The organism is Ruegeria arenilitoris (assembly GCF_013032855.1).
GTDB classification, from domain to species: Bacteria; Pseudomonadota; Alphaproteobacteria; order Rhodobacterales; family Rhodobacteraceae; genus Ruegeria; species Ruegeria arenilitoris.
Genome location: NZ_WQDA01000001.1, coordinates 776704 through 789915 on the forward strand (window position 1 = coordinate 776704; position 13212 = coordinate 789915).

The 13212-nt window shown below is 63.9% G+C and carries 14 protein-coding genes; 12 read left to right on the forward strand and 2 right to left on the reverse strand.

Translation table 11 applies throughout. The annotated features are described in order from the left end of the window. Positions 1 to 75: 75 nt before the first annotated feature. The 4 genes from GOW72_RS03730 to GOW72_RS03745 are packed head-to-tail and all read left to right on the forward strand — an operon-like array spanning position 76 to position 4325. Entirely contained in the window at positions 76 to 1266 is a 1191-nt protein-coding gene (locus tag GOW72_RS03730; RefSeq protein ID WP_170365249.1) for an acyl-CoA dehydrogenase family protein, read from the forward strand. 1 nt (position 1267) lies between these two features. Beyond that, on the forward strand, positions 1268 to 2395 hold the full coding sequence (locus GOW72_RS03735) for an acyl-CoA dehydrogenase family protein (protein ID WP_170365251.1): 1128 nt from the start codon (positions 1268 to 1270) through the stop codon (positions 2393 to 2395). Continuing rightward, positions 2376 to 2795 carry a PaaI family thioesterase gene (locus GOW72_RS03740; protein ID WP_170365254.1) on the forward strand — a complete coding sequence of 140 codons (420 nt, stop codon included), beginning with the start codon at positions 2376 to 2378 and terminating at the stop codon, positions 2793 to 2795. Before GOW72_RS03735 ends, GOW72_RS03740 begins: the two co-directional genes overlap by 20 nt. A gap of 39 nt (positions 2796 to 2834) precedes the next feature. Then, positions 2835 to 4325 carry a class I adenylate-forming enzyme family protein gene (locus tag GOW72_RS03745; RefSeq protein ID WP_170365256.1) on the forward strand — a complete coding sequence of 497 codons (1491 nt, stop codon included), beginning with the start codon at positions 2835 to 2837 and terminating at the stop codon, positions 4323 to 4325. Positions 4326 to 4421: 96 nt separating this feature from the next. Here the strand turns inward: GOW72_RS03745 and rpe are convergent, their stop codons facing one another. Beyond that, positions 4422 to 5111: a ribulose-phosphate 3-epimerase gene (gene rpe, locus GOW72_RS03750; protein ID WP_170365258.1), complete on the reverse strand. Its 690-nt coding sequence runs from the start codon at positions 5109 to 5111 to the stop codon at positions 4422 to 4424. 184 nt (positions 5112 to 5295) lie between these two features. On the opposite strand from rpe, the gene phnC reads away from it, so the two are divergent. The 5 genes from phnC to GOW72_RS03775 all read left to right on the forward strand — a co-directional run bounded on the left by phnC (position 5296) and on the right by GOW72_RS03775 (position 10042). Next, on the forward strand, positions 5296 to 6117 hold the full coding sequence (gene phnC / locus GOW72_RS03755) for a phosphonate ABC transporter ATP-binding protein (protein WP_170357035.1): 822 nt from the start codon (positions 5296 to 5298) through the stop codon (positions 6115 to 6117). Between the two features lie 68 nt (positions 6118 to 6185). Then, complete coding sequence (gene phnD / locus GOW72_RS03760; RefSeq protein WP_170365260.1) at positions 6186 to 7088, forward strand: phosphonate ABC transporter substrate-binding protein; 903 nt, start codon at positions 6186 to 6188, stop codon at positions 7086 to 7088. Positions 7089 to 7154: 66 nt separating this feature from the next. Beyond that, entirely contained in the window at positions 7155 to 8036 is an 882-nt protein-coding gene (gene phnE, locus GOW72_RS03765; RefSeq protein ID WP_170357037.1) for a phosphonate ABC transporter, permease protein PhnE, read from the forward strand. Further along, positions 8033 to 9400 carry a phosphonate ABC transporter, permease protein PhnE gene (phnE, locus tag GOW72_RS03770; protein ID WP_170365263.1) on the forward strand — a complete coding sequence of 456 codons (1368 nt, stop codon included), beginning with the start codon at positions 8033 to 8035 and terminating at the stop codon, positions 9398 to 9400. The genes phnE (GOW72_RS03765) and phnE (GOW72_RS03770) overlap by 4 nt, the downstream gene beginning before the upstream one ends. A 24-nt stretch (positions 9401 to 9424) precedes the next feature. Further along, a complete protein-coding gene (locus GOW72_RS03775) occupies positions 9425 to 10042 on the forward strand; it encodes an LbetaH domain-containing protein (protein ID WP_170365266.1) in 618 nt (205 codons plus the stop codon). A gap of 6 nt (positions 10043 to 10048) precedes the next feature. Here the strand turns inward: GOW72_RS03775 and phnF are convergent, their stop codons facing one another. Next, positions 10049 to 10765 (reverse strand): phosphonate metabolism transcriptional regulator PhnF, encoded by a 717-nt coding sequence (gene phnF / locus GOW72_RS03780; RefSeq protein ID WP_170365269.1) that lies wholly within the window; start codon positions 10763 to 10765, stop codon positions 10049 to 10051. Between the two features lie 102 nt (positions 10766 to 10867). On the opposite strand from phnF, the gene phnG reads away from it, so the two are divergent. Genes phnG through GOW72_RS03795 form a run of 3 tightly spaced genes read left to right on the forward strand, consistent with a single transcriptional unit; the run spans position 10868 to position 12996 of the window. Further along, positions 10868 to 11329 (forward strand): phosphonate C-P lyase system protein PhnG, encoded by a 462-nt coding sequence (phnG, locus tag GOW72_RS03785; protein WP_170365271.1) that lies wholly within the window; start codon positions 10868 to 10870, stop codon positions 11327 to 11329. Continuing rightward, positions 11326 to 11901 (forward strand): phosphonate C-P lyase system protein PhnH, encoded by a 576-nt coding sequence (gene phnH / locus GOW72_RS03790; RefSeq protein WP_170365274.1) that lies wholly within the window; start codon positions 11326 to 11328, stop codon positions 11899 to 11901. The genes phnG and phnH overlap by 4 nt, the downstream gene beginning before the upstream one ends. A gap of 3 nt (positions 11902 to 11904) precedes the next feature. Next, a complete protein-coding gene (locus GOW72_RS03795; protein ID WP_170365276.1) occupies positions 11905 to 12996 on the forward strand; it encodes a carbon-phosphorus lyase complex subunit in 1092 nt (363 codons plus the stop codon). Positions 12997 to 13212 lie beyond the last annotated feature (216 nt).

The window sequence follows — 13212 nt, forward strand, 5'->3', positions numbered from 1 at the left end:
CGGGCCGGCCCGGCGCAGCCCGGCCCTGGGGGCCGAGCAGGCAAAGTTCCGATCGCGTCGAGGAGGAGGGCGGCTGTGGACTTGAATTATACGGACGAGGAGAAGGCCTTTCGCGACGAGGTTCGAGCCTTTCTGGCCGAAAAGCTGCCCAAGGAGATCTCGGACAAGATCCGGGCTGGCCGGAACATCGGCAAGGAAGGGTATGAGTGGTGGCACGCCACGCTGAACGAGCGCGACTGGTTGAATTTCAACTGGCCGAAGGAGTTTGGCGGCGCCGAGTGGAACGCGGTTCAGCGCCATATATTCGAGGAGGAATGCGCCGCCGCCTATGCGCCGCGTATCGTGCCGTTTGGCCTGTCGATGCTGGGCCCGGTGCTGCAGAAATTCGGCTCGAAGGCGCAGCAGGAGTATTTCCTGCCGCGCATCCTCAATGGTGAACATTGGTGGTGCCAGGGCTATTCCGAGCCGGGTGCCGGGTCGGACCTGGCCTCGCTGAAGACCCGCGCGGTGCGCGACGGCGACCACTATGTCGTCAATGGCCAGAAGACCTGGACCACGCTGGCGCAATACGCCAACTGGATCTTCTGCCTGGTGCGCACCGACCCCGAGGCCAAGGCGCAGGAGGGGATCTCGTTCCTGCTGATCGACATGAACACGCCGGGGATCGAGGTGCGCCCCATCGTCCTGCTGGACGGCACGCCCGAGGTCAACGAGGTGTTCTTTGACGATGTGCGTGTTCCGGTCGAAAACCTGGTGGGCGAAGAGAACAAGGGCTGGACCTATGCCAAGTATCTGCTGACGCATGAACGCACCAACATTGCCGGTGTCGGCTTCAGCCAGGCGGGGCTGGACATGGTCAAACGGATTGCCCGGATCGAAACCGCGAATGGCCGCCCCCTGATCGAGAACCCGCATTTCGCCGCTCGGCTGGCGCGGGTCGAGATCGACCTGATGGCCATGGCCACCACCAACATGCGCATCATCAGCCAGGCTGCGGCCGGACAGGCACCGGGGGTCGAAAGCTCGATGCTGAAGGTCAAGGGAACGATCATCCGGCAGGAGATCAACGACCTGGCCCGCCGCGCGGTGGGGCCTTATGCGATGCCTTTCGCCTCCGAGGCGGTGGCAGGCGACAACGACCCGATCGGGCCGGACTATGCCGCGCCGGTCGCCGCCCAGTATTTCAACAACCGGAAACTGTCGATCTTCGGCGGGTCGAACGAGATCCAGCGCGGGATCATCGCCAAGGTCAAGATGGGGGGCTGAGATGGATTTCAACCTGACCGAAGAACGGCAGATGCTGCAGGACACGCTGCGGCGCTATCTGGCCGACAGATATACGACTCTGGTGCGCAACGACATTCTGGACAGCCCGGCGGGGTTCAGCGCCGACATCTGGCGCGAACTGGCCGATCTGGGCGTTCTGGGCGCGCTGTTCGACGAAGCGGATGGCGGGTTCGGCGGGGCGGGCTTTGACATCGCCACCGTGTTCGAGGAACTGGGCCGGGCCGGGGTGGTCGAGCCGGTTCTGGACAGCTGCATTCTGGGCGGTCGGCTGATCGCGCAGGTGGGCAGCCCCGATCAGCGGGCGCTGCTGGATCAGGTGGTCTCGGGCGCGCTGCATCTGGCGCTGGCGCATGGGGAGCCTGCCAGCCGGTATGACCTGAGCCGGGTCGAGACCACCGTGCGGACCGACGGCACGGACTTGATCCTGAACGGACGCAAGGCTGTGGTCGTGAATGCCGAGGTCGCCGGGCAGTTGATCGTTTCCGCGCGCGAAACGGGCGGGCCGTTCGATCTGGACGGCATTTCGCTGTTTCTGGTGCCTGCTGGCACGCCGGGTCTGGGCTTGCGCGGGTATCCGATGCTGGCCGGGGGCCGCGCGGTCGAGGTCACTCTGGACGATGTGCGCCTGCCGGAAACCGCGCGTCTGGGCGCGGCGGGGCAGGGGTTCGAGCCGCTGATGAACGTTGTGGCCGCAGCCAATGTCGCGCTGGTCGCCGAGGTGCTGGGTGCGATGGAAAGCGCGGTGGAACTGACACGGCAATACCTGATGACGCGCAAGCAGTTCGGCCGTCCGATCGGGACCTTTCAGGCCCTGCAGCACCGGTTCGCGGATATGCTGATCGAGCTGGAGCAGGCGCGCTCGGCGGTGATCAACGCGGCCGGTCACCTTGAAGCGCCCGATCGCGACCGGCAGATCGCCGCGGCCCGCAACCTGGTGTCGCGGGTGGGCCGGTTGGTGGCCGAGGAAACGATCCAGATGCATGGCGGCATCGCCATGACGCAGGAATATGAGCTGGCGCATATTGCCAAGCGGATCGTCATGTCGGATCACAGGTTCGGCGACGCGGATTATCATTTGGAGCGGTTCATTGCACTCGGCGCGGCCTGAAGACGACCCAAAGGTCCGGCGGTCGGGCTGTCAGAACGCGATCGGGTTCGAGGTGGATCTGTCCGAGCCCGACGGCCGGGCCCGGTGCCATTTGACCATCCGGGCGGATCATCTGAACAGCCAGGGCATCCTGCATGGCGGCATCATCGCCATGCTGCTGGACGTGGCTTGCGGCAACACCGCCTCGGCCTGGTTCGACCGGGACGAACATCCGCTGGTTCTGACCCTGTCGCTGAATACAAGCTATGTGGCGGCGGTGCGTCAGGGGCGCGTGACGGCCACGGGGCGCGCAACGGGTGGCGGGCGCACGCTGGCCTATGTGACCGGAGAGTTGCACAGCGACGACGGAACCCTGATCGCGACGGCGGCGGGAGTGTTCAAGCGCACCACGAAACGCTGAGCGAAAAACCGGTTCCGGCGCAGGGGAGGGCGAAGGGACATGAACAAATGGCACGACTATCCGGATGCCCAGATCCGGACCCGCCCGCAGGCCCGCGCCTTCGCCGACGGGTTCGGCGCCAATTGGAGCTTTGCTGACCTCGACCGCGCGATTTCCGAGCTGTCAGACATCCTGCTGGCCTCGGGGGTGCGCCCGTGCGATCGGGTCATGCTGGTGCTCGAAAATTGCTGTGCGACGGTGGCCGCGCTGTTTGCCTGTTCCCGGATCGGCGCTTGCGTGGTGCCGGTGAACGCCCGTCAGACCGCGGCTGAGTTGGCACGCATCGTGGATCACATCACCCCGGCGGTGATCCTGTTCACGTCGGCGGCGTCGCCGGAGGCGTGCGACCATGCGCGAATGGCCGGGGGCCAGCCTGTTTCCGGGGACTTCGGGCAGATGCACCTGGCCGCGCCGAACCCGAGCGCGCCCGACCCCGATCTGGCGGATGTCGCGGCGATGTTGTTCACCACCGGCACGACCGGAACGCCCAAGGGTGTGATGCTGACTCACGAAAACCTGCGGTTCGGCGGGCTGACCTCGGCGAATTTCCGAGGGCTGACGCAGGATGACGTGGTCTATGGCGTGCTGCCGATTTCGCACATCTTCGGGCTGGCCTCGATCGTCACCGGATCGGCGCTCGCCGGGGCCTTCGTCCAGCTGGATGCCAGATTCGCGGCGGACCGCGCCTTTGCCGCGTTGAATACGGGCGTCACGGTGTTTTCGGGTGTGCCGCAGATGCATGCGCTGCTGATGCAATATGCCAGGGAACAGGGGTTGGAGCGGTTGCCGTCGGGCGTCCTGCGCTACACCTCGTCCGGGGCTGCCCCGCTGGATCCGGCGTGGAAACGCAAGGCCGAGGCGTTTTATGGCGTCGCGCTGCAGAATGGCTATGGCATGACCGAAAGCACGGCGGGGATCTGCGCCTCGCACAACCGGATCGGGGATCCGGATATCTCGGTCGGCCCGCCCTTGCCGGGGGTCGAACTGCGTATTGACGAAACCATACCCGGCGGCGGAGATGGCGTGGGCGAGATCCTGACGCGCGGCCCGCATGTGATGAAGGGGTACTATCGCAACGGCGAGGAAACGGGCCGGGTTCTGGTCCGGGGATGGTTGCGCACGGGTGACCTCGGCCGCCTCGACGCGCAGGGCAATCTGCACGTCGTCGGCCGCGCCAAGGAACTGATCATTCACGGCGGCTTCAACGTCTATCCGCCCGAAGTCGAGACGGCGCTGAACGACCATCCGCAGGTGATCCAATCTGCGGTGATCGGGCATCGGGTGGGCGGCGACGAACAGGTGCTGGCCTTTGTCCAGGTGGCAGAAACCGGCGCTGTGTCAGAGGCAGAGTTGGCGGAGTTCGTGGCGGGACGTCTTGCGGGCTACAAACGGCCCAGCCGGATCGTGCTGGCTACGTCCTTGCCGGCCGCGCCCACGGGCAAGATCCTAAAACACAAGCTGCTGACACATTTCGCGGATCAACTGGCCTAGGGGAAGGGCCGACAAAACGCTACCGCTCCCGCGCGATGCCGGGCCCAACAGGAGGAGGCGTTTTGCCAAAACGTCGACGAAGGACGGGAGCCGCCGTCAGACCGCGTGGCCTTCGGCTGCGGCGCGAATGGCGCGGATGTTCTGGCCATAGACGTCCGGGTTCGCAACCGACCCGCCCTTGAAGACCGCGGAACCGGCAACAAGAACGTCCGCGCCGGCTGCCGCGACCAGCGGGGCGGTTGTGGTGTCGACGCCACCGTCGATTTCGATATGCACCGGGCGGTCTCCGATCAACTCGCGCAGGCGGCTCACCTTTGCGGTCATGTCGATGAATTTCTGCCCGCCAAAGCCGGGGTTCACCGTCATCACGCAGACCAGATCTGCCAGATCCAGCAGGTGTTCGACCGCTTCGGCCGGGGTGCCGGGGTTCAGCGCCACGCCTGCCTTCATGCCCGCCGCGCGGATCGCCTGCAACGTGCGGTGCGTGTGCGGACCAGCCTCGACATGGGCCGTCAGATAGTCCGCGCCGGCATCGGCATAGGCCTGGATGTAGGGGTCGACCGGCGTGATCATCAGGTGCACATCCATCACCGTCTTGACATGCGGGCGGAACGCTTTGACCGCCGGTGGGCCGAAGGTGAGGTTCGGTACGAAATGCCCGTCCATCACGTCAACATGGACCCAGTCGGCGCCCTGTGCCTCGATGGCTTGGATTTCCTGTCCGAAATTGGCGAAATCGGCGGACAGGATCGACGGTGCGATCTTGATCTTGCGGTCAAAGCTCATGGCGGCCTCATGTGACAGATCTGATGGTTCAGGTGTTGAGCCCGCGTATAGACGGGACGAGCGGTATTGCCCAGCCCTTGCATAGGCCATCGGCTTTCAGCCCGTTACAAAAGCTTCACCGGATCGACACATCACCTTTGAGCACCAGCTGTAGACGACCTCCATCACGAATTGGGGGTGGCACGTGCTGCGCATCGAAAAACTGACCAAGCGCTTCGGCGACAATACCGCCGTCGACACCGCAACGCTGGACGTCGACAAGCCATGCATGATCGGGGTCATCGGGCGGTCGGGCGCAGGCAAGTCCACCCTGCTGCGTATGATCAACCGCCTGACCGATGCCAGCGCCGGGCAGATCCTGTTTCACGGGCGCGACGTGACCACGCTGAAAGGGCGCGAAAAACGTGCGTGGCAGGCCGATTGCGCGATGATCTTTCAGCAATTCAACCTTGTGCCCCGCATGGATGTGGTCTCGAATGTGTTGCACGGAACGCTGAACCGGCACTCGACGCTGGCGACCATGTTCAATCTGTTCCCGATGGAAGACATCCATCGCGCCATCGACATTCTTGACCGACTTGGCATCGCCGAACATGCCCCTAAACGGGCCGAGGCGTTGTCGGGCGGGCAGCAGCAGCGTGTCGCTATCGCGCGCGCCCTGATGCAGGATCCCAAGATCATCCTGGCCGATGAACCCATCGCCTCGCTGGATCCGATGAATGCGCAGGTCGTGATGCAGGCCCTGCGCCGCATCCACGAAGAGGACGGCCGTACCGTGATCGCCAATCTGCACACGTTGGACACCGCGCGCCGCTATTGCGACCGCGTGGTCGGCATGCGCGACGGGCGCATCGTGTTCGACGGCCTGCCCGAGCAGCTGACCACCGGCGTCGCCCGCGAGATCTACGGCGCTGATGCCAGCTTCTCCGAGGCCGCGACCTCGACCGAGATCGAAACACTGGATGCCACCCGGAAGGCTCTGATGGAAGCCGAGGCCACGATCTGAGCCCAAACCACCTCATTTATCGCCCGGCCCGATGAATGGGGTGGGCCAATCAACCTGGAGAGAGACAGATGAAGAAACTAGTTGCCGCCCTGGTCGCGACCACCGCCCTGTGCGCGCCCGCCATGGCCGAGGAGATCAGCGAATTCCGTATCGGTATCCTGGGCGGAGAAAACGCGCAGGACCGGCTGAACAACAACGAATGTCTGCGTGAGTACACCGAGGACGCGCTGGGTGTCGAAACCAAGCTGTTCGCCCCGGCCGATTACAACGGCGTGATCCAGGGCCTGCTGGGCGGCACGATCGACATGGCCTGGCTGGGCGCCTCCGCCTATGCCAAGACCTATCTGAGCGACCCCGAGGCGGTCGAACCGGTTCTGGTCAAGGTGAACGTGGATGGTGGGTATGGCTACTACTCGGTCGGGTTCGCCCGCAAGGATAGCGGCATCACCTCGCTTGATGACATGAAAGGCAAGGTGTTTGGCTTTGGTGATCCGAACTCGACCTCGGGCTACCTGATCCCCTCGATCGAAATCCCTCAGGCAACGGGTGCGACGATGGAGTCGGGTGACTACTTCGGTGAGGTGAAGTTCACCGGTGGTCACGAGCAGACGATCGTCGCCGTGAACAACGGTGACGTGGATGGTGGCGTGACTTGGGCCGACGGTCTGGGCAACTGGGAAGACGGCTACAATTCGGGTGCGCTGCGCCGCGCCGTGGATGCCGGACTGGTTGACATGAACGACATGGTCGAAATCTGGAAATCGAAGCCGATCCCCGAGGGTCCAGTGGTTCTGCGCAAGGCATTGCCGGCGGATGTCAAAGAGAAGATGACGGCCCTGATGGCCGGGCTGGCCGACAAAGACCGTGAGTGCTTCTATGGCGTGGCCGCAGGTGAAGCCAAAGCGTTCGAGCCGATCACCCACGAGGCCTACGAAATCATCATTGAAGCCCGCAAGCTGAAGTCGAACTAAGCCTGTGCAACTTCTGTTCGGGGTCCGGCCGCAAACCGGACCCCACTGTCCCCATCGGAGCCTTTCATGACCGACCTGACCGCGGGATCCGCCGGCCTCGACCGGATCCGGGAGGATTACACCAGCATGACCCGTCGCAAACGGGTTTACGGTGGGATACTTCTGATCCTGTTCGTGGCACTTATGGCGGCCGGATTCCGGACCGCCGACATGCGAAACGCCGGTAGTTTTGCCGATGGGTGGAACCGCATTTTCGATTACCCTGCCGAGGTTCTGACTGAGGCCTGGGAGAAGATCGGGGAATTGCCCGCGAATTTGGTCGAGTTCTTCCCCGCGCTGATCGAAACACTGAATATCGCCGCCGCGGCCACGCTGGTGGGCACTCTGGGCGGCACCTTTCTGGCGCTGATGTCTACCCGCGGCATGGCGCTGTGGCCGTCATTGATCCCCGTTTTTCGGCGGATTTCTGATATTTGCCGGGCCGTTCCGGAAATTGTCATCGCGTTGGTTCTGATCTTTGTTCTTGGCGGCGGGCCTGTGCCTGCGATGATTGCCATCGCCATTCACACTGCCGGTGCCTTGGGCAAGTTGTTTTCCGAAGTGAATGAAAACGCCTCTCTGAAACCGGTCGAGGGGCTGCAGTCGGTTGGTGCAAACTGGTCGCAGCGGATGTATTTGGGCGTGATCCCGCAAGTCGGGCCAAACTATGTCAGCTACGCGCTGCTGCGGTTCGAGATCAACATCCGCGCCTCGGCCATTCTTGGTTTCGTGGGGGCAGGCGGCTTGGGGTACGAACTGCGCAACGCCATGTCCTGGGGGCAGGGGCGTTACGACGAGGCGGCGGCCATCTTTCTGCTTCTGTTCGTCACCATCGTGGCCGTGGATCAGCTGTCCGGCGTTTTGCGTGACCGCCTGACACACGGTTCCGCCAAAGGAGCCGCAGCATGAGCACCTTTGCCACTGATCTGCCGATCAACGACTTGAAAGCCAGAACCGACCACATCTTTCGGCGCAAACGGGCGCTGAGTTTCGGGTTGCCGGGGCTGGTCATTCTATACCTGGTCTATGTTTTCTTTGCCTTTGACGTGCCCGGCTTGGCCGAGCGGGCCAACTGGGAAAACGGCAAGACGCTTGTATCCGACAGCTACAGCTACAAGACTCACGTGACGCGGGACAATCGAAACGGACAGGTGTCCGTTGCGATCGAGGGAGAGCGCAAGGGCGCTTACCCGGATGGCACTGCGCCGGAATGGGTCGCTTTGGGCGAAACCACCGTGATTGACCTGCAAGACGGCCACATCGTTCGCTTTGGACCTCAAACCGTGGAATACGACATCCCGGGTTACGGAACAGTGCGCGCAACGCCCAGCCGGTCGGCCGGAGTGCAGGCCGAACTGCCGACTGCCGAGGTGCCGGACTGGATCAACATGTCAAAGAACCGCCTGGCGATCACCACGCCGGCGGGCCGGTTGACCGTGACACGCAACCGGGCCGAGGTGTTCCGGTATTTCAACGGGTGGGAACTGTTCTGGTTCACACTGGACAGCCCCTATCACGGTCAGTCTTTCAGCCAGTTGATGGGGCGTGCCGCATCGGGTGAGGCCGCGGAAATATTTGACGATTTCTGGACCAACAAAATGTGGCGCCATCAGGATGTTGCGTGGGCGATCTTTGAAACGCTTCTGATGGCTTTTCTGGGTACTCTGGGGGCGGGGATGATCGCTTTGCCCCTCGCATTTCTGGCGACACGAAATTTCAATCCGTTTAGAACGGTCCGATTTGCCACTCGTCGTATATTCGACTTCGTGCGCGGGGTTGATGCGTTGATCTGGACGGTGGTTCTGGCACGCGCCTTCGGGCCGGGGCCGCTGACAGGGGCGCTGGCCATCCTGGTCACCGATACCGGCACCTTCGGCAAGATCTTCTCCGAGGCGCTGGAAAATGTTGATCAGAAGCAGATCGAGGGTGTGCAGTCTACCGGGGCCAATGCGCCGCAGAAATATCGTTTCGGTGTGATCCCGCAGATCACGCCGGTTCTGCTCAGTCAGCTCCTGTACTTCCTGGAATCCAACACCCGCAGCGCGACCGTGATCGGGGCGATAACCGGAGGCGGGATCGGTCTGTTGCTGACACAGGCGATCATCACCCAGAAAGACTGGGAGGAGGTCGCCTATTACATCGTGCTGATCATCCTGATGGTCATGCTGATGGACTGGTTCTCGGGCTGGCTGCGCAGGCGGCTGATCCAGGGCGGGCCGCCCAAGGCGCGCAAACAGCGCGACCCGCAGGCGAAGCCCCTGATGTTGCCTTGAACCGCATACGAGGACTTGCAGACCATGGCGCGCTTGCAGTCGGACCAGCCCTTCATCCACCCGGATTGCCAGATAATCGGCAGCAGCTTTGGCGCCTTTGTCGAAATCGGTGCCGGAACGCGGGTGACGAATTCGGTGTTTGGGGACTACTCCTATTGCGACCGGACCTGCGACATCGCCAATGCACGGATCGGAAAATTCGCCAATATCGCCAGTTTCACCCGGATCGGCGCCACCGACCATCCGATCGGGAAAGCGTCGCTGCATCACTTCCACTACCGCTCGGCCGACTATTGGGACGATGCCGAGGACGATGCGGATTGGTTCGCGCTGCGCGCCGGGCGGCTGGCGCATATCGGGCATGACACCTGGATCGGCCACGCGGCCATCATCAAGCCCGATGTGACGGTCGGGCACGGGGCAATCGTCGCCTCCGGGGCGATCGTGACCAAGGACGTGCCGCCCTATACCATCGTCGGCGGTGTCACCGCCCAAACCATCCGCCGCCGGTTCCCCGAGCAGGTCGCCGAGCGGATGATGGCTCTGGCCTGGTGGGACTGGGACAATGCCCGCCTGCGCGCGGCGCTGCCGGATTTCCGCGCGTTGCCCGCCGAGGCGTTTCTGGAGAAATACGAGGATTGACCGGCATCACCCGTGATCGTCATCCAGCGTCAGAGTGACCCGCTCACCGGCAAAGACGGTCTTGCCGTATTCAACCGGATGCCCCTGCGGATCGGCGTTGATGCCGACCGAATGCAGAACCGGCGCGCCCTCGATCAGGTGCAGGTGCCGGGCCTGAATCGCTTCAGCCGCGCGGGCGGTCAGGCGGGTCGAGATGCGGGTATAATCCGCCACGCCGCAGTGCCGCAGCGCCCGCGTGACCGAGCCGTTCTGGGCCAGCGCTTCGGGCAGGTCGGGCAGGCGCGCGGCGGGAAAGACGCTTTGGAACACCGCGATCGGTTGGCCATCGGCCAGCGACAACCCGTCATAGACATGCACCGGGTCGCCGGGGGCCAGGGCCAGCGCCTCGGCCTCGGTCTTGTCGGCGGCGCGGGTGATCAGCGACAGCACCTGCTTGCCTGGGATCTTGCCGCTGGCCGAGATGTTCTGGTGGTACCGGACCCGCTTGCCGATCGGGTAATCGGTCGCTGCTGCCGAAACGAACACGCCGGCCCCGCGGCGCGGATGCACCAGCCTCTGCCGGGCCAGTTCGGCCAGGGCCCGGCGCACCGTGTGGCGGTTCACGCCGTGGGTCGCGGCCAACTGCGCCTCGGTCGGCAGGCGGTCGCCTGTGGCAAAGCGCCCCTCGGCAATGTCGGCGGTCAACGCCAGCGCGATGGTCTTCCAGATCGGTGTTTGGCTCATGTCATCAAAACTTCACAGCATATTCGTTGCGAGTCACCCTTTGCCCCGCTATGATTTGTCTAGTTGTATAGTAGTTGTAGACAACTTGGCCAAGAGGCTTTGATGGCGGATCAGACAAAAATTGCGACAGGTGATCGACAGGCCTGGTTGGGCCTTCTGGCACGTGCGCCGGCCGAGGCGCTGGCGGCCTTGTGGTCCGGCTATGGCGCGCGCCCCGAATTCCAGTGGTTGCGCACGCCCGAGATCGGCGGCGTCATGGTGCGGGGGCGGGCAGGCGGCATCGGCGCACCGTTCAACCTGGGCGAGATGACGGTCACGCGCTGCGCTCTGGTCCTGGCCGACGGAACCGAGGGCCACGGATATGTGCAGGGGCGCGGCAAGACCCATGCCGAAACCGCCGCTCTGATCGACGCGCTGATGCAGACCGGTGATGCGGACACGGTGCGTGCCAAAATCCTGGAGCCGCTGACCCGTCAGGTTCAGGCGGCCAGATCGGCCCGTGCCGCCAAGGCCGCGGCCACCAAGGTCGAGTTTTTCACGATGGTTCGCGGAGAGGATCAATGACCCCACAGACCCGTTTTTTAGGCGGTTTCACCGATGCTCCGGTTCAGGCGGCGCACGCCTTTCGTGCGGCCATGACCGTGATGGCGCGGCCGGGCGAGTTGCGGCAGCTGGTCGGCGCGACCCCGCCCGACGGCCTGTCGGTCGCCGCGGGAACGCTGCTGCTGACGCTGTGCGACCCGGACACGGGCGTTTATCTGGCGCGCGGGGCCGACAACCCGGCCATTCGCCAATGGCTGACCTTCCACACCGGTGCGCCCCTCGTGCCCGCCGCGCAGGCGGATTTTGCCGTCGGTTTCTGGCAGGATCTGGTGCCGCTGGACCAATACCGGATCGGCACGCCGGTATACCCGGACCGATCCGCCACCCTGATCGTGGAGTGCGACGTGTTGCAAAAATCCGGCGCCACCCTGCGAGGTCCGGGCATCCGCGACACTGCACGCCTTTCCGTGCCCGATGCCGCGGCGCTGCAGGCCAATTCGGACCTGTATCCGTTGGGGTGCGATTTCTTCTTCACCTGCGGGGATACGGTCGCGGCCCTGCCGCGCAGCATCCGCATCGAGCCCGAGGGTTAGGCCATGTACGTAGCCGTCAAAGGGGGCGAAAAGGCGATCGAAAACGCCCATGCCTGGCTGGCCGAGGAACGCCGGGGCGATCCTGGCGTGGCTGAATTGTCCTTGGCCCAGATCCGTGAACAGCTCAGCCTTGCGGTGAACCGCGTGATGGCCGAGGGCTCACTGTACGATCCCGATCTGGCCGCACTGGCGATCAAACAGGCGCGGGGTGATCTGATCGAGGCGATCTTCCTGATCCGCGCCTACCGTACCACCCTGCCGCGTTTCGGTAATTCGACCCCGGTCGATACCGGCGGCATGGCCTGCGACCGCCGGATCTCGGCCACGTTCAAGGACGCACCGGGCGGGCAGGTTCTGGGCCCGACCTTCGACTACACGCACCGCCTGTTGGATTTCAAACTGGCCGCCGACGGCGCGGTGCCTGAGGCCCCCACCGCCGCGCCGCGCCATGAACCGACCCCGCACATCACCAAATTCCTGAAGGACGAAGGCCTGATCCAGGACGAACCCGCCAGCGATAAACCGCCCGGCGACCTAACGCGCGAACCGATGGAGTTCCCGGCGGACCGCCCCCTGCGCCTGCAAGCACTGACGCGCGGGGACGAGGGGTTCGTGCTGGGCATGGCCTATTCGACCCAGCGCGGCTATGCCCGCAACCACGCTTTCGTGGGTGAGCTGCGCATCGGCACCGTTGCGGTCGAGATGGAAATCCCCGAACTGGGTTTCACGATCGAGATCGGCGAGATCGCCCTGACCGAATGCGAAACGGTGAACCAGTTCAAGGGATCAAAAACCGAGCCGCCGCAATTCACACGCGGCTATGGGCTGGTCTTCGGCCAGTCCGAGCGCAAAGCCATCGCGATGGCGCTGGTGGATCGCGCCTTGCGCTGGGAGGAATTGGGCGAAGACGATCTGGGCGCTCCGGCGCAGGATCAGGAATTCGTCCTCAGCCATGCCGACAACATTCAGGCGACCGGCTTTTTGGAGCATATCAAGCTGCCGCACTACGTCGATTTCCAGTCCGAACTGGAACTGGTGCGCAAATTGCGCCGCGAAGCCAAAGAACGCCTGGAACCGCGCGAGGCCGCCGAATGACTTCAGTGCCCTTCCTGCATCCTGTCCGCCGGCCGAGATGCCCTGCCAGCCGCAGCCCGGCGTGGCGCGTCCGCGCTGATCGCAGACCATTCGCCTCGCGCGTCCCGCCGCATCGCTCGGCGCCGTCGCCGGGAATGTATCCTGCGCCAGAGAAAGTAGAGCATGACGACCGCGAAGGCCGAGGTAACCAGGTAACCGTCCACAACAACACCGAAA

Coding starts and splice junctions, on each gene's coding strand:
- GOW72_RS03735 (WP_170365251.1), top strand. CDS start 1,268: ATGGATTTCAACCTGACCGAAGAACGGCAGATGCTGCAGGACACGCTG.
- GOW72_RS03745 (WP_170365256.1), top strand. CDS start 2,835: ATGAACAAATGGCACGACTATCCGGATGCCCAGATCCGGACCCGCCCG.
- rpe (WP_170365258.1), bottom strand. CDS start 5,111: ATGAGCTTTGACCGCAAGATCAAGATCGCACCGTCGATCCTGTCCGCC.
- phnD (WP_170365260.1), top strand. CDS start 6,186: ATGAAGAAACTAGTTGCCGCCCTGGTCGCGACCACCGCCCTGTGCGCG.
- phnE (WP_170357037.1), top strand. CDS start 7,155: ATGACCGACCTGACCGCGGGATCCGCCGGCCTCGACCGGATCCGGGAG.
- phnE (WP_170365263.1), top strand. CDS start 8,033: ATGAGCACCTTTGCCACTGATCTGCCGATCAACGACTTGAAAGCCAGA.
- GOW72_RS03775 (WP_170365266.1), top strand. CDS start 9,425: ATGGCGCGCTTGCAGTCGGACCAGCCCTTCATCCACCCGGATTGCCAG.
- phnF (WP_170365269.1), bottom strand. CDS start 10,765: ATGAGCCAAACACCGATCTGGAAGACCATCGCGCTGGCGTTGACCGCC.
- phnG (WP_170365271.1), top strand. CDS start 10,868: ATGGCGGATCAGACAAAAATTGCGACAGGTGATCGACAGGCCTGGTTG.
- phnH (WP_170365274.1), top strand. CDS start 11,326: ATGACCCCACAGACCCGTTTTTTAGGCGGTTTCACCGATGCTCCGGTT.
- GOW72_RS03795 (WP_170365276.1), top strand. CDS start 11,905: ATGTACGTAGCCGTCAAAGGGGGCGAAAAGGCGATCGAAAACGCCCAT.